A 24,458-nucleotide genomic window follows, 5' to 3' on the forward strand; every position below is an offset into this window, starting at 1 on the left:
GGACCGACGCATGGAATGGTCGTGGCACAGTCTTGCAGCCGTCGCGACCGCCATGCTCATCGGCATCGGAGCTGGCCACGCCGACGACGCGACGATCCGCAGCGGCTACGCGCTCGGCCCGGCCAGTTGCGGCGACGGCGCCCTCACCTTTCCGCGCCTCCAGATCGACATGAAGCCCGGCTTCTGCGCCGGCCTCGTCGCCAGTCGCGACGACGGCCTGCGATTTCCCCGCAGCATCGTGCAGATTCCCGGCCATCAACTGTTCGTGGTCGCGGACATGGGCGGCTGGGGCCATGACGACGGCCGCCTCCTCATCCTCGATCCCGTAGCGCCCGCGGGCCAGCGCATCCGCGAGGCGGTCACGCGACTGTCCTATCCATTCGGCCTCGCCGCGGGCCTCGACGGCAGGATCTACGCCTCGACCGACACCGCGATCTTCCGCTTCGATCCGCTCGCCGCGAACCCGAGAGCGACCATCGAGACCATCATCCGCGATCTGCCTGGGCGCCGCCTGACCTTGCCGGACGGCACCCGGATCGCGGAGAGTGCGCATCCGCTGAAGGCCTTCGCTTTCGACCGCAACGGGCGGCTGTTCGTCAACATCGGCTCGCACAGCGACAATTGCCTGTCGCCGGCGCCGATCACGCGACCCTGCGCGGCGGGCGACGGCACCTCGCCGCTGGCTTCCATCTGGTTGTTCACGCCGCCCGCCGGCGGCCTCTTTCCAGCGCTGAAACCCGGCGATTCCGCTCCGCCTCATGAGGTGTTCGCGCGCGGCTTGCGCAACTCGATGGCGCTGGCGCTGCATCCGCGCTTTCCCGATCCCGGCACCGCGTTCCTGCAGGGCGAGAACGCGCGCGACCTGCAGGACATCTTCGCGCCCAACGAGGAGATCAACGCGATCGAGCAAGGCCGCCACTATGGCTGGCCCTATTGCTACGACCTGACGACGCCGAGCCCGGAATTCAAGCGTGTGCTGCAGTCCGGCGCGCTCAAGAACCTCTGCAACACCACCACGCTCTACAAGCAGCCCTGGTCGCTGCTGCCGCCGCATGGCGCGCCGCTCGGCATGCTCTACTACACCGGCGATCGCTTCGACGACCTGAAGGGCAAGCTGCTGGTCGGCCTGCATGGCTATCGGCCGACCGGCAGCCGGCTACTCGCCTTCGAGGTCGACGACCACGGCTTCCCCAAGCTGAGCCCGGCGCCGGTGCGCTACCATGTGAGCTGCGCCGCCGAGCCAACCCGCGCTTTCCAGACCGCAGCCGGTCCCGCGCCGGCCGCGGCGTTCGATGAGATCATCACGGGGTGGCATCGCGTCAACGGCATCCGGCCGCAGGGCGCGCCGGTCGGCATGACCATCGCCGACGACGGCGCGATCTGGCTGGTCGAGGACAAGAACCAGACCGTGATCCGCATCGACCGCTCTGGCGAGGCTGCCCCCGAACCCCTGCCCTGCGACATCAGGAGCGAGGCGCTGATCGACCGGCTTGCGGCTTTCGCGATGCAGGACGCGGCGAGTCGCGCGCGGCTCACGACCGTGCGCAGGAGCCTGATCGAAAAACATTGCAGCGGCTGCCATTCGGATTTCGGCCTCAAGGCCGGGCAATCCGATGACGACAAGGACCGCGCCGTGCTGCGCTTCATGCTGGCGCAAGACGGCTGGATCTATCCGGGCGATCCCGAAGCCGGCCGGCTGCGTCAACGATTGCGCGGATTGGGTGCCGAGCGGCAGATGCCGCCGGGCGCCAACCTCATCAAGACGGAACCAGGCTACGCCAGGGTGCTTGATGTGGCGGACGATCTGGTCGCGCGGATGATTCCAGGAACCAGGATGCGGGTGAAACCGGGCGGCCCTCCGCATCGCAAGTTCTTCGCCGGCGACGGCCGCGAATGCGGCGAGATCCCGTTCGGCAAGGTCGTCGTGATGACCGAGAGGTCTGCCGTCAATAAGCCCGGCTTCAGCCGTTTCTTCCGGCCCGCCGATACCTACCTCAACGGCACCTGTACGGACGACAATGGCTATTACATCCAACAGCAGTTTCTGGTGCCGCTCTGACCGGCTTGCAATGGCCCGTAGGGCGGGCAAAGCGACCGCCGCAGGCGGCGCGTGCCCACCGGCCGCGCGCACCGGTGCAGATGCTGGTGGGCACGGCGCGCACGAGCGTGCGTTCGGGCGCAAGCGGCGTCGTCCTGCGCCTTTGTCCACCCTACGCATCTCGGGTTTGGCGACTGTTCTCATGCTCTTGCTTGCGAGCGCGCCCACCCTCGCCGCACCAAAACTGTTCGAGAGCACCCAGCTCACTCCATCCGGCGAATACACCTTCGGCATCGAGGGGCCCGCCGTCGACCGCGACGGCAATCTGTTCGTCGTCAATCTCGGCAAGGCCGGCACGATCGGCAAGCTCGCGCCGGAGGCGACGGCCTCCGAAAAATTCACCGAGCTGCCCGACAACAGCATTGGCAACGCCATCCGCATCGACGCCACAGGCACGATGTTCGTCGCCGACTACAAGCGCCACAACATCTTCGCCATCGCCCCCGGCACGACCGAGCCCCGCCTCGTCTTCCATGCCGATGACATGAGCCAGCCCAACGACATCACGCTGGCGCGCGACGGCACGATCTATGCGAGCGATCCCAACTGGAAGGCGCGCAGCGGCCGCATCTGGCGGATCGCGAAAGGACCCGACGGATCCTTGCAAGGCGCAGCCATGTCGGCGCCGCGTGCCATGGGCACCGCCAACGGCATCGATCTCAGCCCCGACGGCCGCACGCTCTATGTCGGCGAATCCAACAGCGGCGAGCTCTGGTCCTATGCGATCGACGGCGACGCGCTTACACGGCCAAAGCTGATCAAGACCTTCGAGCCGAACACGATCGACGGACTGCGCACCGACGCCAACGGCCGGCTGCTGGTCGCGCACATCCTCAAGGGCAGCATCGCCATGCTGGCGCCGGATGGGCGCATGATCCGGGAGATCGCGCTGAAAGCCAGGGAGCCGACCAACCTCGCCTTCGGCGGCAGCGACGGCAAGACCGTGTATGTGACCCAGCGCCAGGGCGGCTTCATCGAGTCGTTTCGGACTGATGTCGAGGGGCGAGAGCATTGTTTGCAGATGCGGAAGTGCTGAGCTTCTCTGCTGGTGCCGGATTCAGCATGGCGCTCGCTGTCTGAACGACAACTAATAGATCGCGCATATCCGCCATGCCCGAATTGCCCGTCGTGCCAGTTTGTCGCACGCTTGCCCACTTGTGTCGTCGGGCAAATCAGACCGATGTTTCCGGCCATCCCGGGCTCGTGAGAGGGGCGTATCGCGATCGTCACGAACGTGGAGCCTGGGGAGCGGTGGGCGTGTGGTGCTGCAGCGTGATCAGTCGCGCGGACGAACGGCATGATGCGCACGGTGAAGTCGTGATGTCCCGACACCCCGATGCTGGTGTCAACCTGGCGCAATACGATCGCGCTGGGGATGGTGGCCAGAAAGCCCGGCGCACCAGGGAGACCACGTATAAGCCGTAAAGCCATCGCGCAGGGAATGCCGGGTTGATCCGGCTGCACCTGTGGTACCTGCCGCCTGCATTCTTTTCGCAGGCGGGCCATGGGTGAGGCCATCACCCGGCATTCCCTGCGCCCTCTTGTTCTCAGAGGGTTCGAGCTATCCTTCATGACTCGGACAGATCGTGTCGCGAGAACGCCGCCCCGTACCCCGTGTCATGTCCGCGCAGGCGGGCATCCGGTACGCCGCGGCGTCTCGATTCATCACCCCTTCCGGCGAGTACTGGATCGTGAGGCCGGCACCTTTCATCTCACCCGCAAATCAAGGCCCCCGCGTGCGCGAGAGCCTCGATAGCAATGGCGATCGCTTATCGCCCGTACACCACCGGCGCGCGGCGGACGATGAGCGGCGGCGGCAGGTCGCGCTCCCAGACACGGCCGTCGTCGAACTGGATGCGCATGCCGTCGGGCGAATACACTGCACTTTCGTCACGTGCGTCGATCCAAAGCCGGCTATTGGGAGCATTCCAGTCCGGCCAGGCCTGGAGGGACTCGCCGGTTTCGGTGGTCAGGTTCACGGCATCGCCGTTCTGCGTCACGAAGGCCGGCGCGCCGATCATTCCGTCGCGGCACATCTGGATGCAGCGGTAGGTGCCGGTGAGGTTCGCACTCGGCTGGGCCGAGGCGCTGCCGGCGACGCAGGCGCCGACCAGGCCAATGACGATTGCAACACGTTTCATGTCGATCACTCCATCGCTCGAAAGGGTCAGCCAGCCCCCATTCGGGCCCCTCGGGCGGATCAAGTGCGATGCGGGAAAAATGTTCCGACCGTTCCCGGTCAGGGAACCCTACTCGACCATCACGACATCGACGGCGACGCCGAGCTTCTGCTTGCGCGAGCCGACGATGATGCCATCGACCGGCGAGACATCGGAGAAGTCGCGGCCCATGCCGAGGATGATGTGATCATTGCCGACCAGGAGATCATTGGTCGGATCGAAGCCGATCCAGCCCAGTTCCTCGCCGCACCACAGCGACACCCAGGCATGGGTGGCGTCGGCGCCCTGCAGCGGCGGCTGGCCCTCGGGCGGGATGGTGCGCAGATAGCCGCTGACATAGGCTGCGGGCAGGCCGAGGCCGCGCAGGCCGGCGATCATGACGTGAGCAAAGTCCTGGCAGACGCCGTGGCGATTGTCGAACACCTCGCGCAGCGGGGTCGAGATCACGGTCGCCTTCGGATCGTATCTGAACTCCTTGCGGATGCGCCGCATCAGATCGGCGGCGCCGGCTACGATCCCCGTCTCGGCGGAGAAGCTCGCCGCGGCGTAGTCCGTCACCGGCTCCAGCACCGGCGCCAGCGCGCTGGCGAAGACGTAGCCGATCGGCGACGACGGGCCGAGGCTCGTCGCCTCGAAAGCTGCATCGCGCACCTGCTCCCACTCCGCACTCGGCGCATCGCGCTCGGGCGGCGTGCGCGACAGCTTCACCCGCGAGCGCGAGTCGATGCGCAGGTGGCGGTGCTGAGTGTCGATCACGATGCTCTCGGTCAGTGTGCCGAAGAAATCGCGCCGCGCCGTCCGCTCCGAGGGACGCGGGCGGATGTCAACGCTGTGCGAGATCAACTCCTGGCCGTCGCCGCTGAGCGGCTCCAGGCGCAGCGAGCAGCGCGCGAAGCTGACGGCACTCCCGTATTCGTAGGTGGTGACATGGCGGATGTCGTAGATCACGCGAGGCCCGTCAGCTTTTCCGGCCGCGTCGCGTTCGGACCGTGTGGGAAGTAGTGCTGACCGATCGCCTCCGCCAGATTGAGCAGGTCCTGCTCCAGTGCAAACAAGGCGCGGCCATCGAGATGGGCCGCCTCCGCCGCGGTCAGCCGCGCGCCCAGCGAGATCGCGAGGCGTTGCGGCCGCTCGATCAGCCCGTTCTCCTTCAGCACCGGGAGGCTCGCGATGTGCTCGTTGAGCAGCTCGACCTGGAACGCGACCGAGCGCGGATTGTAGAGGTCGAGCACGACGAGATCGCGGATCGGCGCCAGCGACGGGCCGATCAAATAGCGCGAGCGGTAGGTGATCTGGCAGTCGACCAGCGTGAGCAGGACGTCGAGATCCTCGGGCGTCGCCTCGTCATAGCCGAACTGGCGCGCGAACCGCGCGGTGTTGATGGCGCGTTCGGCGCGGCGCCCCATGTCGAGGAAGCGCCAGCCGGCGGCGCGGTTCATGTTCTCCTGGGCAAGGCCGGCGAAGCTCGCAAGCCGGTCGAGCGTGAGCTCGGCGATGCTGACGACGGCGTCCTCATCCTCGGCCTCCTGCGCCAGGCGATTCGGCATCTCGGTGATGACCTGCCAAGCGTCGGGCGAGAGGCGCTCGCGCAGCGAGGTCGCGGTGCGCTGAGCCGATCTGAGCAGCGACAGCGCCGAGCCGAACTGCGCCTCGGCCTGCAGGGCCTCAGCCGCCACCTGAAATCCCTTGCTGCGCGAGGTCTGCTCAACCGCGCCCCACGCCAGCAACAGCCGCTGGATACGCTCGGAGGTGTTGAGCTGCGCCGGCGATCCCTTGCCGGGATCACGATGCTGGGCTGCGAGCGCCCGGATCAGCCGCACGGTGGCCTCGGCGCGCTCCAGATAGCGTCCGAGCCAGAACAGATTGTCGGCGGCGCGGCTCGGCAGCACGCCGGCGATGCGGCGTATCCGCACATTGTCGGAGCCCGGCAGCAAGGTGCGCGCCGCCACCGCCTTGTCGGCGACCACCCAGACGTCGGCGGCGCGCGCGCCATCGCCCATCGACACCGCGCGCGCATCGAGCTTGTCGGCGATGCGACAGAAGCCGCCGGGCATGACGGTCCAGCCGTCGGGCGTGGCGGCCGCGAACACCCGCAGCACGAACGGCCGCGGCGCGATCCGACCGTCCTCCCACACCGGCGTGGTCGACAGCCGCACCACCTCCTGTCCGACATAATCGATGCCGCGCTGGCTGATCGCAGCGCGCAGCCGCTCGCGCTCGGCGGCCGAGAGCTCACCAGCCAGCACCGGACCGCTGCTTGCGAAGCCCGGCACGGCGCGGCCATAGGCGCCTTCGATCGCGAACTCCTCGAGCCGCGACAGCACCTCGTCGCGTGCGGACTTCTGGCCGCACCACCAGGTCGCGATGTGCGGGATCTTGAGATCCTCACCGAGCACGCGCCGCGCAAGGCTCGGCAGGAAGCCGAGCAGCGCGCGCGCCTCGAGCACACCAGAACCCGGCATGTTGGCGATCACCACACCGCCCTTGCGCACGACGTCCATCAGGCCGGCGACGCCGAGTCGCGAGCCGGCATCGAGTTCGAGCGGATCGAGCGAGTTGGAATCGAGCCGCCGCAGCAGCACGTCGACGCGCTTCAGGCCGGCGACGGTGCGGATATGCACGCGGTCGCCGCTGACAGCGAGATCGTCGCCCTCGACCAACAGAAAGCCGAGATAGCGCGCCAGCGTCGCGTGCTCGAAATAGGTCTCGCTGAACATGCCCGGCGTGAGCACGCCGATGCGCGGCTCGTCACGATCGGCGCTGGCGCGCAGAGCATCGCGGAATGCTTCGAAGAACGGCGCGAGCCGCTCCACGTTCATGGACTTGTAGATCGAGGAGAAGGCGCGCGACAGCACGAGCCGATTTTCCAGCGCATAGCCCATGCCGGACGGCGCCTGGGTGCGGTCGTTGAGCACCCACCAGCCGCCGTCGGGCCCGCGGCCGATATCGGCGGCGTAGATGCTGAGGAAGCGGCCGCCGGGCGGTTTGACGCCGCAGACCGGGCGCAGATATTCGCTGGACCCGGCGACGGCGGCTGCCGGCAGCGCGCCGCTCGCCACCAGCCGTCCCTCGCCATAGATGTCCTGCAGCACCCGTTCGAACAGTTCGGCGCGCTGGACGATGCCCTGGGACAGTTGCGCCCATTCGGACTCGTCGATCAGCAGCGGCAGATGGCTCAGCGGCCACGATCGCTCGGCGTTGTCGCCCGGCGAGCGATAGGTGACGCCGGCTTCGCGCAGATGGCGATCGGCGGAGGCGAAGCGGCGCTCGATGTCACTCGGCGCGAGTGCGGCGAAGGTCTCGGCAAAGCGGGTCCAGACCGGTCGCGGACGGCCGTCGGCCCCGATGAACTCATCGGGGATGCCGGGGAGCCGGGCATAGTCGCGGGCCCAATGCTCGGCCCGGCGCAGCGGAGAACGTGCCGCCGGCCGACCGGCGGCGCTCGCTCCCTGGTCCTGGCCGCTCGAGCCGTCCATACCCTGGTCCTCCGTACAAACTCCGTGCCATCAATGCAGGAGCGGCCTGCGCAAGTCGAGGGTCATCGGGAATTCATTTGTGCGTTCCTCCGGCGGCAGCGCGATTCGTCCCGGAGTGTGGCCGTGATCCTGGAAGCGGGCGAGCCGCCGTGCCTCCGCCTCGTAGGAGTTGATCGGCTTGGTATCGTAGTTGCGGCCGCCGGGATGGGCGACGTGATAGACGCAGCCGCCCAGCGAACGGCCGTTCCAGGTGTCGATCAGGTCGAAGGTCAGCGGCGCATGCACCGGGATCGTCGGGTGCAGGCCGGAGGCCGGCTGCCATGCCTTGAAACGAACCGCCGCCACCGCTTCCGCCGACCGTCCGGTCGAGGTCATCGGCATCCTCCTACCATTGCAGGTGATGAGGTGGCGGCCTTCGATGAAACCTTCGGCTTTGACTTGAAGTCGCTCGACCGAGGAATCGACATAGCGCACGGTGCCGCCCGCGGCGCCTTCCTCGCCCAGCACATGCCAGGGCTCCAACGCCTGCCGCAGCTCCAGGGTCACGCCGCCATGCTGCACGCGGCCGAAGGTCGGAAAGCGAAATTCAAGCTGCGCCTGGTACCATTCCGGCGAGAAGTCGTAGCCGGACGACCGCAGCTCATCCAGGACATCAAGAAAGTCTTCCCAGATGAAGTGCGGCAGCATGAAGCGGTCGTGCAGCGCCGTGCCCCAGCGCACGAACCGGCCGTCCTGCGGCTCGCGCCACAATTTGGCGATCAGCGCACGGATGAGAAGCTGCTGCGCCAGCGACATCCGCGGATCCGGCGGCATTTCCAGTGCGCGGAACTCCACGAGTCCGAGCCGGCCCGTCGGTCCCTCCGGCGAGTACAGCTTGTCGATGCAGATCTCCGAGCGGTGGGTATTGCCGGTGATGTCGACGAGCAGATGCCTGAACAGCCGGTCGACCAGCCACAGCGGCACGCTCTGCCCGATCCGAGGCACGTTGGCGAGCGCGATCTCGAGCTCATAAAGGCTGTCGTGGCGCGCCTCATCGATGCGCGGAGCCTGGCTGGTCGGCCCGATGAACATGCCGGAGAACAAATAAGACAGCGACGGGTGCCGCTGCCAATACAGGACGAGACTCTTCAGCAGATCGGGGCGACGCAGGAAGGGCGAATCCTGCGGCGAGCTGCCGCCGACGACGACATGATTGCCGCCGCCGGTGCCGGTGTGGCGGCCATCGATCAGGAAGCGATTGGCGCCGAGCCGCACCTTCGCGGCATCCTCATACAGCCCGAAAGTGATGTCGACCGATTGCCGCCAGCTCGCGGCCGGCTGGATGTTGACCTCGATGACGCCGGGATCGGGCGTCACCTTGATGACCTCGATGCGCGGATCGAACGGCGGTGCATAGCCCTCCACGTGAACCTTGATCTGCATCGACTCGGCCGTCGCTTCGACCGTTGCGACCAGCTCCAGGTAGTCCTCGATGGTTTCGACCGGCGGCATGAACACGCACAGAATGCCATCGCGGATCTCGACCGACATCGCAGTGCGGACGCCGAGCCCTCCCCAGTACTGATACTGAACATCCTGCTGCGGCTTCGGCGCGCGATCGAGCTTCGGCAGCGGCGGTACCTGCGGCACGATCACCGGACGCCCCTGCGTGAACATCGGCAGCGGCCCGCGCTGCTCCATCGGGTCCTGCTCGTGGATGTACGGGAAATCTTCCGGCGGAATGTAGGCCAGCGAGCCGATCGGCAACCGCAGGCCGAGCGGCGAGTCGCCGGGAATCAGGAACAGGCGCTTGCGCCGCAGGCCCCAGCGCTCGCTGCGCCAGCGCCGGGGCTGCGCATTCCAGCGCTGGATCGGCAGCACGAAGCCGCGCGGGATGTGCAGGCCTTCGTCGAACACCCGCGCCATGCGCGCGCGCTCTTCGGGATCGGCGAGCTTGGAGTCGAGCGCGTCGACGTTCTCGGGCAGCGCGGCTTCCTTCTGCAGCCAATGCGCGGGATCCTCGAACGCGGGCAGCACGTAGTCCGGCTCGAGCCCGAGCGTCTCGGCCGCCGTGTCCAGGAAACGCTCTGCATCCTGGATCGTCGCCCTGCGCGGGCCATCGACGCTGGCGATCAGATCCGGATTGCGCCAGATCGGCTCACCGTCCTTGCGCCAATACAGTCCGAACGCCCAGCGCGGCAGGCTTTCGCCGGGATACCACTTGCCCTGTCCGTAATGCAGCAGGCCACCGGGCGCGAAACGCGCGCGCAGACGCCGGATCAGGCTGTCCGCGAGCCCGCGCTTGGCCGGGCCGACGGCAGCCGTATTCCACTCCGCCGATTCCATGTCGTCGATCGACACGAAGGTCGGCTCGCCGCCCATCGTGAGGCGCACGTCGTTTTCGGCGAGATCGGCATCGACGGCTTCGCCGAGGCGGTCGAGCCGGTCCCACGCCTCATCCGAAAATGGCCGGGTAATCCGCGGCGCTTCGCGGATGCGCCTCACATTCATCTCGAAGTTGAAGTTGACCTCGGCAACTCCGGCACTGCCGCTGATCGGCGCGGCCGAGTGATAGTGGGGAGTCGCAGCAACGGGGATGTGTCCTTCGCCCGCCAGCATGCCCGAGGTGACGTCGAAGCCTATCCATCCAGCGCCGGGCAGATAGACCTCGGCCCAGGCATGCAGATCGGTGAAATCATTCTCGACCTCGACCGGCCCCTCGATCGGATCGATGTCGGGACGAAGCTGAATCAAATAGCCGGAGACGAACCGGGCGGCGAGCCCGAGATGCCGCAGCGTCTGGATCAGCAGCCACGCCGAGTCGCGGCAGGAGCCGGCGGCCGACGACAGCGTCTCCTCCGGCGTTTGAACGCCAGGCTCCATCCGGATGATATAACGAATCTTTTTCTGCAACTGCGCATTGAGTTCGACGAGATAGTTGACCGTGTTGTCCGCATCGCGGGGAATCGACTTCAAGTATTCCGCGAACAACGGCCCCGGCTCGATCGTCTCGAGATAGGGCGCCAGTTCCACCTTGAGGCCCTCCGGATAGGCGAAGGGAAAACTGTCGGCATAAGGCTCGACGAAGAAGTCGAACGGATTGATCACGGTCATCTGCGCCGTGAAGTCGACCTCGATTTTGAGTTCGTTCACCTTCTCGGGGAAAACGTAGCGGGCCAGCCAATTGCCTTGCGGATCCTGCTGCCAGTTCACGAAATGGTTGGGCGGCGTGACCTTGAGCGAATAGCTCAGCACGGGGGTCCTGGTATGTGGTGCAGGACGCAGGCGGATGGTCTGCGGGCCCAGTTCGACCGGACGATCGTATTTGTAATGGGTGACGTGATGTAATGCGACGTAGATTGACACGAGGCTTCGGCGCTCCAGCAACTTTTTTAAGCAGAACATTGCTGTGCTTAGGGATCAAGCACTAACAAAGGGCAGAGCTGCCTATTGGACGATCCTAAGCCCGAAAGGCGGCATTTGGACCGCGCCGGCCCAGTTGAGCCGCCCTATCAGGTGTCTCCGCTGCACGCACCGGTCGCTTTTCCGGCCGCTGCGCGCCTCAATCAGGCCCGTCACGAAGAACGAGAGAAGAACAAACAACCTATCCGGCCGCACGCGGAGAGTTGTCCACAGGACGACGCGCAGGCGCTCACGGAAGATTGACCAGTCCCTCAAAGCAGGGATTAACCCCGAATGATGAACTAACAAGAACTAATAGCGTTGCATTTGCCGCAATCGCTTGATAGCTCGACTACACATGCTATTTAGGACCATCATTGCCAAAAGGAGAATCAAGTGGCGAAGACAGCTAAGAAGGCAGCTACCAAGAAGTTGGCGCGGAAACCCTACACGCCCGCCGACATCAAGCTGCTGAAACAGCACTCGAAGTCCAAGACCCCGGTTGCCAAGATCGCCAAGGCGATGAAGCGGACCGAAGGCTCGCTCCGTCAGAAGGCTCTGGCGCTCGGCATCGGCCTGGGCCACCAGCGGTAAATTGCTCGGCGCCGCTGTCGCGCGAGCGTCGGCAGGGCCAGCCCATGACGGACTGCCCACGACAGCCAGCCCATGGCGGCGCGCTCACCTGTCATCTGATCTCAGTTGCGATCCAGTCTCAGTTAACTTGCGATCTCAGCTGCGATCAGATGCCGGGACACCGAACCGCAGCCCCGATAGGGCCGCCGAATAGCTGAGTGATCCAGCTACATCGTCGCGCCGAGCACCCAGGGCGCGAACTCGGCCCCGCCGAAATCGAAGCTCTCGCTCTTGGTCGGCTGCCCCGAGGCGGTCTTCAACATCAATTCGAAGATGCGCTGGCCGCATTCCTGCACCGTCTCCTCGCCGTCGAGGATCGTGCCGCAATTCACGTCCATGTCGTCTTCCATCCGCTTGTACATCGGCGTGTTGGTCGCGAGCTTGATGGACGGCGCCGGTTTGCAGCCGAACACGCTGCCGCGGCCGGTGGTGAAGCAGACGAGATTGGCGCCGCCGGCCACCTGCCCCGTCGCCGCAACCGGGTCGTAACCGGGCGTGTCCATGAACACGAAGCCCTTCTTGGTGACGGCTTCCGCATAATGCAGCACATCGACCAGATTGGTGCTGCCGGCCTTGGCCATCGCGCCGAGCGACTTCTCGAGAATCGTCGTCAGGCCGCCGGCCTTGTTGCCCGGGCTGGGATTGGCGTTCATCTCCGCCCCTTCACGCGCGGTATACTCTTCCCACCAGCGCATCAGGGAGACGAGTTTCTCGCCGACGTCGCGGCTGACTGCGCGGCGCGTCAGCAGATGCTCGGCGCCGTAGGTCTCGGGTGTCTCCGACAGGATCACTGTGCCACCATGTCGCACCAGCAGATCGCTTGCCGCACCGAGCGCCGGATTGGCCGAGATGCCGGAATAGCCGTCGGACCCACCACATTGAAGGGCGACAGTCAGCTCGCTAGCCGGAACCGTCTCGCGCTTGACCCTGTTGGCGTCGGCGAGCGCTTCCCTGACGAAAGCGATGCCGGCCTCGACGGTCTTGCGGGTGCCGCCGACCTCCTGGATGTCCATGGCGCGCAGGCGGCCGGCGAGCTTCTGCTCCTCCATCAATCCGCCGATCTGATTGGCCTCGCAACCAAGGCCGAGCACGATCACCGCAGAGAAGTTCGCGTGCCGCGCGTAGCCGCCGAGGGTTCGCCGCAGCAGCTTCAACGGCTCGTCGAGCGTCATGCCGCAGCCGGTCTTGTGCGTCAGCGCCACGACGCCGTCGACGTTCGGGAAGTCGGCGAGCGGATCGTCACCGGTGAAGGGATTGCGCTTGAACACGTCGGCAACGAGGCCCGCGACATGCGCGCTGCAGTTCACCGAGGTCAGAATGCCGATGTAGTTGCGGGTCGCGACCCGGCCATCGGGCCGGCGAATGCCCTCGAACGTCGCCGGAAGATCGAAATTCGGCGTCGGCTTCACGTCAACGCCATAGGCGTAGTCCTTGGCGAAATCGCCCATGCCGCAGTTCTGCGTATGAACGTGCTGCCCGGGCGCGATCGGCGCGGTCGCGAAGCCGATGATCTGGCCGTAGCGGCGGATGGGCTCGCCCTGTGCGATCGGACGCACCGCGACCTTGTGACCGGCCGGAATCCGGTCGGTCGTGGTGACCCCATCGGCGATCGACAGCCCCGGGGGCAGGCTGGCGCGCGCGATCAGGACGCTGTCCTCGGGATGAAGACGGATGACGGGGGTGGGAGCCATGGCTGTCTCTCTCGTATCAATACGTCGATCGCGAACACATATGCGAATGGCGAGCGGCTCATAGCGAATGGACGGATCCCCGTTCGCTACGCCCTCCTCGCCATTCGCCTTTCTCGTTACGCTTTGCCGCCGGATTCCTTGCGGGTCTGCGCGACCTGCTGGCGGGCATAGACCTGCATCAGGCCGACCTCGTTCGACAAGGTCACGAGCTTGAAGCCCATGTTGATGGCGCGGACCGCACCCTCGGCGCCGCTGCAGTGAATGCCGGGATTGAGCCCACGCTTGCCACACTCCTTCACGATCTTCTCATAGATCTTGAGGATTTCCGGCTCGTCACGATCGAGCTTCGGCACCAGGCCATAGGAAAAGCCGAGATCGGAGGGCCCGATATAGACGCCGTCGATGCCTTCGACATCGAGAATGGCTTCCATGTTCTCGACCGCGGTCCTGGTCTCCATCATCGGCAGCAGCACGATCTCGTCGTTGGCCGTCTTCTGATACTCGCCCGCACCACCATACATGCCCGAGCGGATCGGACCGTTGGAGCGCACACCCTTCGGCGGATATTTGGAATAGGAAACGAGGTTGCGCGCTTCCTGCGCTGTGTTGACCATCGGGCAGATGACACCATAGGCACCGCCATCGAGCACCTTGCCGATGATGCCGGGCTCATTCCACGGCACGCGCACCATCGGCGTGACCGGATGGCCATGCATGGCCTGGAAGCATTGCACCATCGACAGATAGTCCTGCACCCCGTGCTGCATGTCCACGGTGACGCTGTCGAAGCCGCACTGAGCCACGACCTCCGCGGAGAAGCCCGAGGGGATCGCGAGCCAGGCATTCACCACCGTCTTGCCTTCGGCCCAGAGCTGCTTGACCTTATTGTTCGCCACGACTGCGTTTCCTTCCCTTGTTGTTCAACCGATCCGTCTCGTTAGAATTTGTTCTCGCCGATGGCGCAACGCAATGCAATCCCGCTCAATCTGAGCATGGATGCTTCGCACCACCCGCAGTCACACTGATTTCACGATGTCGCCCGCTGAATGCTCGCTTCGCTGACACCCACTTCGCGTGCCGTGTTCACTATTGCCGCCCAGGTGTCATCGGGCAAGGGCACGCCATTGGCCGTACGCTCGGCCTGCATCTTGCGCTCGGGATCGCCCGGCACCAGCACCTGATCAACGCCGGAGACCGGCTTGGTCGCCCGGATGAAATCCGTATAGCGGCTGATCTCACCATCAAAGAAGCTCGCCGGATCGACCACCTTCGGGTCGATGTAGATCGCGAGCATGCCGTTGGCAAAGCGCCGATTTGCCGACGTCGCCCCGGTGCCGGTCAAGGCGCCGCCGAGCAGCTCGCAGATGAAGGCGAGACCAGAGCCCTTGTGCTCGCCGAAGGCGCGGATCGCTCCCGTCCCCTTGGTGTGGTCGCGCGTCCCCTCGGCCTCATAGGGTCCATAGAGCACCGCCGGATCCTCGCTGAGCGTCCCGTCGGCATCGATCAAGGCGCCCTTGGGCAGCTTCTTGCCGCCGCGGCTCGCCACCAAGACCTTTCCCTCGGCCACGATCGAGGTCGCGAAATCGAGCACGATGGGATCCTTCCCCTGGCGCGGAATGCCGACACAATATGGCGCGGTGGAGAACCGCTTCTCGACTCCGCCATAGGGCGCCACCAGCAGTGAACCTGCGGCCGTGACGAAATGAATGGAGACGAGCCCCTCGGCGGCGGCCATTTCCGCCCAGTCGCCGACCCGGCCGAGATGGCCGGAATTGCGCAGCGCCAACGCAGCCAAGCCGCTCTTCTTGCAACGCTCGATGCCGATCCTCACGGCCTGTGGTGTCACGGTCTGACCGTAGCCGAACTTGCCGTCGACGACCACCAGCGACGGGGTGTCGACCACGACCTCTGCGGTCTGGTTGGGCACGATCGAACCCATCTTCTGCCAACGGATATAGACGGGCACGCGGATCACACCGTGGCTGTCATGCCCTGTCAGGTTGGCCGTCGTCAGATAGGTCGCGATCCGGCGGGCCTCCTCCGGCGAGGAATTGGCGTGTTCGAAGACGTCGGCAACGAAATCGATGAGATGCGCAACCTTGATAGTGACCATGACAACTCGCGGGTTCGATCAGCATGCGAAAACAGAGTTAGCATGGTTTGCCATGCCTGCGACGCACGCCCTCTCCGCTCGACTGCATCGCTTCTTATCAAAACGCCGAACGGCCTGCCAAGCATGAGACCGCGTCATTGCGCTTGGTCCGCGGCAGATCAGCCATCGCCGTCTTCGGAGGCGTCGAGATCGCCGCCGATGCTCTGCTCCAGCTCGCCCAGCATCTTGTGCAATGCGGCAAGCTTGCGGGCGCCATACCGACTGGCAATCGATGCATAGATCGCCTCTGAGCTCGGCGCGACCTGTGCGATCAGCTTCATGCCCTTGGCCGAGATCGACAACACGCCCCTGCGCATGTCGCGGCTATCGACTTCGCGCTGAATCAGGCCGCGCGCCTCGAGATCGCGCAGGATGCGGGACAGGCTGGGCCCGAGCAGGAACGCGACCCTCGCCAGCTCCGTCACCTCGATCACATCGACCGCCGCCAGCGCGCGCAAGATACGCCATTGCTGCTCGGTCAGGCCGTGCTGTCGCAGATTGGGGCGAAACTGCCGCATCACGGCCTCACGCGCCCGCAACAAGGCCATCGGCAGCGACTGCGAGAAGTCGCGCATCGGCACCTTGCGCGCTTCCTTCGCAGCCTGCCTGGCGACCTTGGCCCTGGTCTCGCTCACATCAATCTCCTCAATCTCCCGTGGGCCATCCTGAACATTTGCACTGCAGCAAACGTCCTTTCGGTTTGCCGACTGAAACTTAACATGTTAATCATCTGTCGCCATCTCTTTTCTGAGCGATAGACCATGCCTCTTGCGAGCGACCAGATTCATAGCTGCGCCTTACGCCTGGATCAGGCCGAAAAGAGCCGCCGCCAGATCAGGCAGTTGTCGCAGGAGTTTCCCGATATCACCATCGCAGATGCCTATGCGATCCAGGAGGCCTGGATCAGCATCAAGGTGGCCGCGGGCCGCGTCATCAAGGGTCACAAGATCGGGTTGACATCGAAGGCGATGCAGAGCGCGCTGAACATCGATGAACCGGATTCGGGCGTGCTGCTCGACGACATGTTCTTTGCCGATGGCGGGCTGGTGCCGTCCGACCGCTTCATCGCGACGCGTATCGAGGCGGAGCTTGCCTTCGTCATGAAGCACCGTCTGTCTGGACCGGACTGCACCTTGTTCGACGTACTCAACGCGACGGATTTCGTGGTGCCGGCACTCGAGATCCTGGATACGCGGATCGAGCGGGTGGATCCCGCGACCAAGGCGACCCGCAAGATCTTCGATACGATCGCCGACAACGCCGCAAATGCCGGCATCGTGCTCGGCGGCCGGCCGCTGCGGCCGCTCGATGCCGACCTGCGCTGGATCGGCGCACTCTGTTATAAGAACGGTCAACTGGAAGAGACCGGCTTGGCCGCCGGCGTGCTGAACAACCCGGCAACGGCCGTTGCGTGGCTCGCCAACAAGATCGCGGCAAATGGATTCGCGCTGGAGCCGGGACAGGTGGTCCTTGCCGGCTCGTTCATCCGGCCGATCGAGGCGCGCAAGGGCGACACGATCCAGGCCGACTACGGCTCGTATGGGACGGTGAGCTGTTACTTCGCCTGAAGCCTGCCCCGGAGCGACCGCATCATGCCGCATTTCAGCATCGAATACTCCGCCAATCTCGATGCCTTTGTCGTGATGGCCAACGTCTGCGAAGTGGTCCGCAAGGCCGCCAGCGAGACCGGGATCTTTCCGATCGGCGGCATCCGCGTGCGCGCGATCCGCTGCGAGCACTACGCGATCGCCGACGGCAAGCCCGACTCCGCCTTCCTCGCCATGCTGCTGCGGCTCGGCGAAGGCCGCGACCTCGCGGCACGGCAGAAGGCCGGCGAGCACGTCTTCAAGGCACTCTCGGCGTATCTCGATCCGGTCTTCGCAAGCACCAAGTTCGCATTGTCCTTCGACATGCAGATCAACGACGCCGCGACCAGCTGGAAGCGCAACAACATCCACGACGCCCTGAAAGCGGAGGCATCCCATGGATAAGGCCACCCCCAAGACCGACATCTACAAGGCCAATCTCGACCGTGCCGCTCCCCTGCTCGCGAAGCTGAAGGACGAGGGCATCGGCCACTTCATCGACGGCAAGGTGGTGCCGGCGATCTCGGGCGCGACGTTCGAGACGAAGTCCCCGATCGACGGCACTGTTCTGGCCAAGGTCGCTCGCGGCAATGCAGAGGACATCGACCGCGCGGCGACATCGGCCGCACTCGCCTTCAGATCCTGGCGCGACATGGCGCCGGCGATGCGGCGCAAGCTGCTGCATCGCGTGGCCGACGCGATCGAGGATCATGCCGACGACATCGCCGTGCTCGAATGCATCGACACCGGGCAGGCCTATCGCTTCATGGCCAAAGCCGCGGTCCGCGCGGCGGAAAACTTCCGCTTCTTCGCCGACAAATGCACCGAGGCGCGTGACGGCCTGAGTACGCCGAGCGACGAGCATTGGAACATCTCGACGCGGGTGCCGATCGGCCCGGTCGGCGTGATCACGCCATGGAACACGCCGTTCATGCTGTCGACCTGGAAGATCGCCCCGGCGCTCGCGGCGGGCTGCACGGTCGTGCACAAGCCGGCGGAATGGTCGCCGATCACGGCGCAGTGGCTGGCCAAGCTCGCCAAGGACGCCGGCATTCCCGACGGCGTCCTCAACACCGTTCATGGCTTCGGGGAGGAGGCCGGCAAGGCGCTGACCGAGCATCCCGCGATCAAGGCAATCGGCTTCGTCGGCGAGAGCTCGACGGGATCTGCGATCATGGCGCAGGGCGCACCGACCCTGAAGCGGGTGCATTTCGAACTCGGCGGCAAGAACCCGGTGATCGTGTTCGACGATGCCGATCTCGACCGCGCGCTCGATGCCGTCGTGTTCATGATCTACTCGCTCAACGGTGAGCGCTGCACCTCATCCAGCCGCCTGCTGGTGCAGCAGAGTATCGCCGAGACCTTTACGGCCAAGCTTGCGGCGCGCGTGCGTGCGCTGAAAGTGGGTCATCCGCTCGATCCCGCCACCGAGATCGGGCCGCTGATCCACGAGCGGCATCTCGCCAAGGTCTGCTCCTATGTCGACGTTGCACGCGAGGACGGTGCGATCATCGCCGTCGGCGGCAAGCGGTTCGACGGCCCGGGCGGCGGGCATTACGTCGAGCCGACACTGGTGACCGGCGCGCGCCAGACCATGCGCGTGGCGCAAGAAGAGGTGTTCGGGCCGTTCCTCACCGTGATCCCGTTCCGCGACGAGGCTGACGCGATCGCGGTCGCCAATGACGTGCAATACGGCCTCACCGGCTATGTCTGGACCGGCGACATGGGCCGCGCGCTGCGCGTCGCCGACGCGCTGGAAGCCGGCATGATCTGGCTGAACTCGGAGAATGTCCGCCACCTGCCAACCCCGTTCGGCGGCATGAAGGCATCGGGCATCGGCCGCGACGGCGGCGACTATTCGTTCGACTTCTACATGGAGACCAAGCACGTTTCGCTCGCGCGCGGCACCCACAAGATCCAGCGGCTCGGCGTCTAAGGAGAACTGCCCATGACCTCCCCTCGCCTCGCCACCTATGCCGTCGATGGTTCGGTCCGCTACGGGCTCGTGACCGACAAGGGCCTCGTCGATCTCTCCGCGCGCTTTGCCAAGGACTATCCGACCCTGCGCGAAGCGATTGCCGCCGGCGCCCTGCCCCGGCTGATCGATGCTGCAGCCGGCTTGTCGCCGGATCACGGCCTCGACGCGATCACCTGGCAGCCGCCGATCCCCTCGCCGGAGAAGATCATCTGCATCGGCGTCAACTATCCGGACCGCAATGCCGAATACAAGGATGGCCAGGACGCGCCGAAATATCCGTCGATGTTCATGCGGACGCCGCGCTCCTTCGTCGGCCATGAAACGCCCCTGGTGCGTCCCCGCGCCTCGCCGCAGCTCGACTATGAAGGCGAGCTCGTGCTGATCATCGGCAAGGCCGGCCGTCACATCCCGGAGGCCCAGGCGCTGGATCACATCGCCGCACTCACGCTTTGCAACGAGGGCACCATCCGCGACTGGGTGCGGCATGCCAAGTTCAACGTCACACAAGGCAAGAACTTCGATTCGACCGGCAGCCTCGGGCCTTGGATCGTGCCCTACACGAATGAGAGCCAGATTGCCGATATCCGGCTGACGACGCGCGTCAATGGCGAGTTGCGCCAGGACGACCGCACGTCACGGCTGATCTTCGGCTTCCGCTACCTCATCAACTACATCTCGACCTTCACCACGCTCGTCCCCGGTGACGTGATCGTGACGGGCACGCCCACCGGCGCCGGTGCACGGTTCGATCCGCCGCGTTATCTGAAGCCCGGCGACGTCATCGAGATCGAAGCCGAGGGCGTCGGCACCTTGCGCAATGGCGTCGTCGACGAAGCTCTGTAAAGTCAGCAACGGAATGTCAGCATGACCACCATGACCGGCGGCGAAGCCATCGTCAGCGGGCTCGTCGCCCACGGCGTCGACACCGTGTTCGGCCTGCCTGGAGCGCAGGTCTATGGCCTGTTCGATGCCTTCCACCAGGCGCAGCTCAAGGTCGTCGGCGCCCGCCACGAACAGGCCTGCGGCTACATGGCGTTCGGCTATGCCCGCGCCAGCGGCAGGCCCGGCGTGTTCAGCGTCGTGCCGGGTCCCGGCGTGCTCAACGCCGGCGCGGCACTGCTCACCGCCTTCGGCTGCAACGAGCCGGTGCTGTGCCTCACGGGCCAGGTGCCGACCGACTATCTCGGCCGCGGCCGCGGCCATCTGCACGAGATGCCGGACCAGCTCGCGACCCTGCGCACCTTCGTCAAATGGGCCGAGCGCATCGAATATCCCGACTGCGCGCCGACGCAGGTCGCGCGCGCGTTCCAGGAGATGATGTCGGGGCGGCGCGGCCCCGCTGCGCTCGAGATGCCGTGGGACGTGTTCACGCAGAAGGCGGCCACCGCCGCGGCGATGCCGCTGGCACAGTTCGCGCCGCCGCAGCCCGATCCCGACCGCATCGCCAAGGCGGCCGGGCTGATCACGTCCGCGAAGGCGCCGATGATCTTCGTCGGCTCAGGCGCAATCGAGGCGCGCGAGGACATCCTCGAGCTCGCCGAGATGATCGACGCGCCGGTCGTCGCCTTCCGGTCAGGACGCGGCATCGTCTCCAATGCACACGAGCTCGGGCTTACCATGGCCTCAGCCTACAAGCTGTGGCCGACCACCGATCTGATGATCGGCATCGGCACCCGCATGGAGCTGCCGACCACGTTCCGCTGGCCGTTCAAGCCGGATGGATTGAAGTCGATCCGCATCGACATCGACCCGGCCGAGATGCGGCGCCTGATCGTCGACGCCGGCATCGTCGCCGATGCCAAGGCGGGCACGGCCGCGCTCATCGCTGCTGTGAGCAAGACGGGCTACCGCAAGACGTCGGGACGCCGCGCCGCGATCCGGGAGGTCACCGCAGCGACCTTGCAGGAGATCCAGAAGGTCCAGCCGCAGATGGCCTATCTGAACGTGCTCCGCGAGGTGCTGCCGCGCGACGCCATCGTCACCGACGAACTGTCGCAGGTCGGCTTCGCCTCCTGGTACGGCTTTCCCGTCTACGAGCCGCGCACCTTCATCACCTCGGGCTATCAGGGCACGCTCGGCGCGGGTTTTCCCACCGCGCTCGGTGCCAAGGTGGCGCATCCCGACAGACCTGTGGTCGCGATCACCGGCGATGGCGGTTTCATGTTCGCCGTGCAGGAGCTGGCGACTGCCGTGCAATACAACATCGGCGTCGTCACCCTGGTGTTCAACAACAATTCCTATGGCAATGTCCGGCGTGACCAGCGCGAGCGCTTCGACGGCCGCGTCGTCGCCTCCGATCTCGTCAATCCGGATTTTGTCAAGCTGGCTGAATCCTTCGGCGTGGCCGCAACCAAGGTCACGTCACCCGATCAGTTCAAATCCGCCCTGGAGGCGGCGCTGGCGCATGGCGGACCGTATCTGATCGATATCGAGGTGCCCCGCGATTCCGAGGTCTCGCCCTGGGCCTTCATCCATCCGTCGAAGCCTCCAGGGATCTGATCGACCTCACGGCGGGGACGCGCGGCGTCCCTGCAATCCGGCCGCGGCCATCGCCAGCAGGCCGGCGCCGGCCACAAGCCAGCACGCGACCGGCGCCCACTGCACCAGCGGCGCATAGTCTGGCAACTTCTGCAGACCGCCGGCGACGGCAGCGATCCGCGCGAAGGTTGCCAGCGCCAGCGCCGAGAACACGAGCCCGGTCACCTTGCCCTCGGCGCCGGTCGTCCCGATCGCGAGCGCCGCGGAAATGGCGCTCATCATCATGCAGCCCCAGGCCGCCCCGGCGATGAACTGCGCCACGATCAGCACAGTCAGTGCGCCCGCGAGCTCGGCGATCACGATCGCGAGCGCACCGAGCAGACCGGCGAATCCCATCACGATGAGCCCGCCGCGATGCTTGACGACCACGCTGGCCGGGAACAGCACGAGGTTGAAGCCGATCCAGAACACCGGCATCAGCCAGGAAAGGTCCTCCGGCCTGGCGAAGCGGAGATAGAAGGCCGAGCTGTTGATGCTGAAATGCAGCTGGTAGCCGAGCGCGAGGATCACCATGGCGCCGATGAACAGCAGCGGCAGTCCCCGCAGCGGCCTGGGCTCAGGCTTGGCGGCTGCTTGCGCTGCCCGACCGCTATTCTGCGGAATGCGCGAGAGACCGAGCGCCGTCAGCAGCAGCACGGCCGATGAGATGACGAACGGCAGGCGCGGATCGTAGTCGCGCAGGATCACGCCGAGATAGGGCGACACGGCGCCGGCCACGCCATAGCCGAGCATGACCAGCGCTGCCAGGAGCGGAATGGCCGGCCGGGCCGCATGGCGCCCAAGCAGCGTCAAGGGCGGCGCGCGCAAGACCGACGAGGTCAGCGCCCAGATCGCGATCAGTCCGACGAAGACCGCTGGACCTGCGGACGCCGCCACGAAAGGCAGCGCGACAAAGGCGGCGCAGGATACCGCAGTCAGCAGGCCGATGAAGAGACCGAACCGCGCGGCGGCGCGCCCAATGCGATCGGCCGCAAGTCCCATCGCGGTATCGGACAATGTGAAGATCGCCTGGTCCAGCATCAGGATCAGAACGACGGCGGAGGGCGCGATGCCGGCCTGGGCCGCGAGCCTCGGCAGATAGATCACGTAGGTCGTCCACAGCAGCGTGAACACCAGCTGCAGCAGCGCAAGATGAAGTCCTATTCGCGTCGCCGCCGGCGCCCGCTCGTCCGCAAGTTCGACAGTGCTCATGGCCCCTCTCCCGGACGCAGCATAGAGCCAGGGATGCCCGTTGCAAAATGAGGAACGTCACAGAGCGGCCAGGACTATCGGGCGCGGCGGAACGTCAGGTTGATACGCCGGCGGCCGAGCCGAGCATGCTCGCCATCGGCGAGCGGCGCAACGCCGTGAAAGGCGAGCCGCGCCGGGCCGCCCCAGACGACGACGTCGCCATGGGCCAGCCGATAGCGTTGCGTCTTGTCGGAGCGCTTGAGGCCGCCGAACAGGAACGTCGCGGGAAGGCCCAATGACACCGAGACGATCGGCGCGCCGACGTCGCGCTCGTCGCGATCCTGATGCAGCGACATCTTGGCGCCGGGCTCGTAGCGATTGATCAGGCAGGCATCGGGCGCGAAGGCGGCAAAGCCTGCCTCGCTCGCCGCCTGCTCGGCGAGCTGTCGCAACAGCGGCGGCATCACCGGCCACCTCTGTCCGCTGTCTGGATCAACGGGATCGTAGCGATAGCCGCTGCGGTCCGTCACCCAGCCGACCGAGCCGCAATTCGTCATGGCCACCGACATTTGGTGCCCGCCAGGCGTGATCATCCGGCGGAACGGCGCCTGCGCGGTGATCGACTCGATCGCGGCCAGAAGCTCCGTCGCATGTGGCTGCGCAAAACCACGCAGCAGCACCGCGCCGGGCGCGAGCGGCTCGCTCGCCGGTCCGGCGATCTCAAATCCATCGAACAAATCCGTCATATGCTACTTCGCATCGTGAAAGATCACGCCGAGCGTATGCCGCCGGCCGGAACGCAGCCGGCTCACGCCATGACGCATGTTGACGCGGTAGCTGCCGCGCGTGCCCTGGACCGGGCGATTGTGGACCGCGAACACCACGGCGTCGCTCTGCCGGAGCGGCACCACCTCGGCGCGCGACTGCATGCGCGGCCGCTGCTCGGTCAGCACGAACTCGCCTCCCTCGAAATCGCGCCCCGGCTCCGACAGCAGGATCGCGACCTGCAGCGGAAACACGTGCTCGCCATAGAGATCCTGGTGCAGGCAGTTGTAGTCGCCCTCGACATATTGCAGCAAGAGCGGCGTTGGCCGCGTCTGGCCGGCCTCATGACAGCGCGCCAGGAAGTCGTCGTGCTCGGCGGGAAATTGGATGTCGATCCCCATCGTCGCATTCCAGCGGTTGGCGATCGCCACCAGATGCGAATAGAGCCGCGGCCGCAACTGCGCGATCGGATCGGGCAGCGGATAACTGAAATATTTGTACTCGCCGCGGCCGAAACCATGCCGCGCCATGACGACGCGGCTGCGGAAGTGCCGGTCGTCCGGATAGAGCGCCGCCAGGGCGCGGCAATCCTCCGACGACAGTAGCTGCGTCAACACGGCGCAGCCGCGCGCATCGAGATCGCGTTCGACCATCGCCCAATCGAGCTGGTCGATCCCGATCGCGGCGGGAGTATCGATGTCGAGCGCAGCCTGTTTGAGCCTGGTCATTCGGACATTCCAGCTGTCATTCCGGAGCGGCGCGAAGCGACGAGCCCGGAATCCATACGTACGATCGTGGTCATGTATTCCG

The 24,458-nt window shown here is 65.7% G+C and carries 19 protein-coding genes; 8 read left to right on the forward strand and 11 right to left on the reverse strand.

The annotated features are described in order from the left end of the window. Positions 1-10: 10 nt before the first annotated feature. Both QX048_RS15710 and QX048_RS15715 read left to right on the forward strand, forming a co-directional pair. Positions 11-2,059, forward strand: a complete 2,049-nt coding sequence (locus tag QX048_RS15710; RefSeq protein WP_315826349.1) for a PQQ-dependent sugar dehydrogenase — start codon at positions 11-13, stop codon at positions 2,057-2,059. A gap of 181 nt (positions 2,060-2,240) precedes the next feature. Then, a complete protein-coding gene (locus QX048_RS15715; protein WP_315826350.1) occupies positions 2,241-3,134 on the forward strand; it encodes an SMP-30/gluconolactonase/LRE family protein in 894 nt (297 codons plus the stop codon). Positions 3,135-3,867: 733 nt separating this feature from the next. Here the strand turns inward: QX048_RS15715 and QX048_RS15720 are convergent. The 4 genes from QX048_RS15720 to QX048_RS15735 form a co-directional block, all read right to left on the reverse strand. Further along, positions 3,868-4,248 carry a hypothetical protein gene (locus QX048_RS15720; RefSeq protein WP_315714907.1) on the reverse strand — a complete coding sequence of 127 codons (381 nt, stop codon included), beginning with the start codon at positions 4,246-4,248 and terminating at the stop codon, positions 3,868-3,870. 99 nt (positions 4,249-4,347) lie between these two features. Next, on the reverse strand, positions 4,348-5,226 hold the full coding sequence (locus tag QX048_RS15725; protein WP_315826351.1) for a transglutaminase family protein: 879 nt from the start codon (positions 5,224-5,226) through the stop codon (positions 4,348-4,350). Continuing rightward, positions 5,223-7,754 carry a circularly permuted type 2 ATP-grasp protein gene (locus tag QX048_RS15730; RefSeq protein ID WP_315826352.1) on the reverse strand — a complete coding sequence of 844 codons (2,532 nt, stop codon included), beginning with the start codon at positions 7,752-7,754 and terminating at the stop codon, positions 5,223-5,225. Before QX048_RS15730 ends, QX048_RS15725 begins: the two co-directional genes overlap by 4 nt. Positions 7,755-7,784: 30 nt before the next feature. Continuing rightward, positions 7,785-11,099 carry a transglutaminase family protein gene (locus QX048_RS15735; protein ID WP_315826353.1) on the reverse strand — a complete coding sequence of 1,105 codons (3,315 nt, stop codon included), beginning with the start codon at positions 11,097-11,099 and terminating at the stop codon, positions 7,785-7,787. A gap of 432 nt (positions 11,100-11,531) precedes the next feature. On the opposite strand from QX048_RS15735, the gene QX048_RS15740 reads away from it, so the two are divergent. Continuing rightward, the gene (locus tag QX048_RS15740) at positions 11,532-11,729 is read left to right on the forward strand and encodes a hypothetical protein (RefSeq protein WP_008964013.1); all 198 of its coding nucleotides are present in this window, start codon (positions 11,532-11,534) and stop codon (positions 11,727-11,729) included. 206 nt (positions 11,730-11,935) lie between these two features. Here the strand turns inward: QX048_RS15740 and QX048_RS15745 are convergent, their stop codons facing one another. From QX048_RS15745 to hpaR, 4 genes are all read right to left on the reverse strand, one after another. After that, on the reverse strand, positions 11,936-13,459 hold the full coding sequence (locus QX048_RS15745) for an altronate dehydratase family protein (protein WP_315826354.1): 1,524 nt from the start codon (positions 13,457-13,459) through the stop codon (positions 11,936-11,938). 116 nt (positions 13,460-13,575) lie between these two features. Continuing rightward, positions 13,576-14,355 carry an HpcH/HpaI aldolase family protein gene (locus QX048_RS15750; RefSeq protein ID WP_315749218.1) on the reverse strand — a complete coding sequence of 260 codons (780 nt, stop codon included), beginning with the start codon at positions 14,353-14,355 and terminating at the stop codon, positions 13,576-13,578. A gap of 131 nt (positions 14,356-14,486) precedes the next feature. Then, the gene (locus tag QX048_RS15755; RefSeq protein WP_315826355.1) at positions 14,487-15,572 is read right to left on the reverse strand and encodes a malate/lactate/ureidoglycolate dehydrogenase; all 1,086 of its coding nucleotides are present in this window, start codon (positions 15,570-15,572) and stop codon (positions 14,487-14,489) included. Between the two features lie 158 nt (positions 15,573-15,730). Continuing rightward, positions 15,731-16,186: a homoprotocatechuate degradation operon regulator HpaR gene (gene hpaR / locus QX048_RS15760; protein WP_409999230.1), complete on the reverse strand. Its 456-nt coding sequence runs from the start codon at positions 16,184-16,186 to the stop codon at positions 15,731-15,733. Positions 16,187-16,372: 186 nt separating this feature from the next. Between hpaR and hpaH the strand changes: the two genes are divergently transcribed. From hpaH to QX048_RS15785, 5 genes are read left to right on the forward strand one after another with little or no spacing between them, the layout of a single operon-like run. After that, positions 16,373-17,179 carry a 2-oxo-hept-4-ene-1,7-dioate hydratase gene (hpaH, locus tag QX048_RS15765; protein ID WP_315826357.1) on the forward strand — a complete coding sequence of 269 codons (807 nt, stop codon included), beginning with the start codon at positions 16,373-16,375 and terminating at the stop codon, positions 17,177-17,179. Between the two features lie 24 nt (positions 17,180-17,203). Next, positions 17,204-17,602 (forward strand): 5-carboxymethyl-2-hydroxymuconate Delta-isomerase, encoded by a 399-nt coding sequence (locus QX048_RS15770; RefSeq protein ID WP_315826358.1) that lies wholly within the window; start codon positions 17,204-17,206, stop codon positions 17,600-17,602. Then, entirely contained in the window at positions 17,595-19,133 is a 1,539-nt protein-coding gene (gene hpaE, locus QX048_RS15775) for a 5-carboxymethyl-2-hydroxymuconate semialdehyde dehydrogenase (RefSeq protein WP_315749210.1), read from the forward strand. Before QX048_RS15770 ends, hpaE begins: the two co-directional genes overlap by 8 nt. A 12-nt stretch (positions 19,134-19,145) precedes the next feature. Then, positions 19,146-20,018: a fumarylacetoacetate hydrolase family protein gene (locus QX048_RS15780; protein WP_315826359.1), complete on the forward strand. Its 873-nt coding sequence runs from the start codon at positions 19,146-19,148 to the stop codon at positions 20,016-20,018. Between the two features lie 21 nt (positions 20,019-20,039). After that, the gene (locus QX048_RS15785) at positions 20,040-21,674 is read left to right on the forward strand and encodes a thiamine pyrophosphate-dependent enzyme (protein ID WP_315826360.1); all 1,635 of its coding nucleotides are present in this window, start codon (positions 20,040-20,042) and stop codon (positions 21,672-21,674) included. A gap of 6 nt (positions 21,675-21,680) precedes the next feature. Here QX048_RS15785 and QX048_RS15790 read toward each other — a convergent pair whose 3' ends face one another. From QX048_RS15790 to QX048_RS15800, 3 genes are all read right to left on the reverse strand, one after another. Continuing rightward, on the reverse strand, positions 21,681-22,904 hold the full coding sequence (locus tag QX048_RS15790) for an MFS transporter (RefSeq protein ID WP_315826361.1): 1,224 nt from the start codon (positions 22,902-22,904) through the stop codon (positions 21,681-21,683). A gap of 74 nt (positions 22,905-22,978) precedes the next feature. Then, positions 22,979-23,629 (reverse strand): DNA oxidative demethylase AlkB, encoded by a 651-nt coding sequence (alkB, locus tag QX048_RS15795; protein WP_315826362.1) that lies wholly within the window; start codon positions 23,627-23,629, stop codon positions 22,979-22,981. 3 nt (positions 23,630-23,632) lie between these two features. Then, entirely contained in the window at positions 23,633-24,376 is a 744-nt protein-coding gene (locus QX048_RS15800) for a 2OG-Fe(II) oxygenase (RefSeq protein ID WP_315826363.1), read from the reverse strand. Positions 24,377-24,458 lie beyond the last annotated feature (82 nt).

The organism is Bradyrhizobium sp. SZCCHNS30572 (assembly GCF_032484415.1).
Taxonomy (GTDB): Bacteria; Pseudomonadota; Alphaproteobacteria; order Rhizobiales; family Xanthobacteraceae; genus Bradyrhizobium.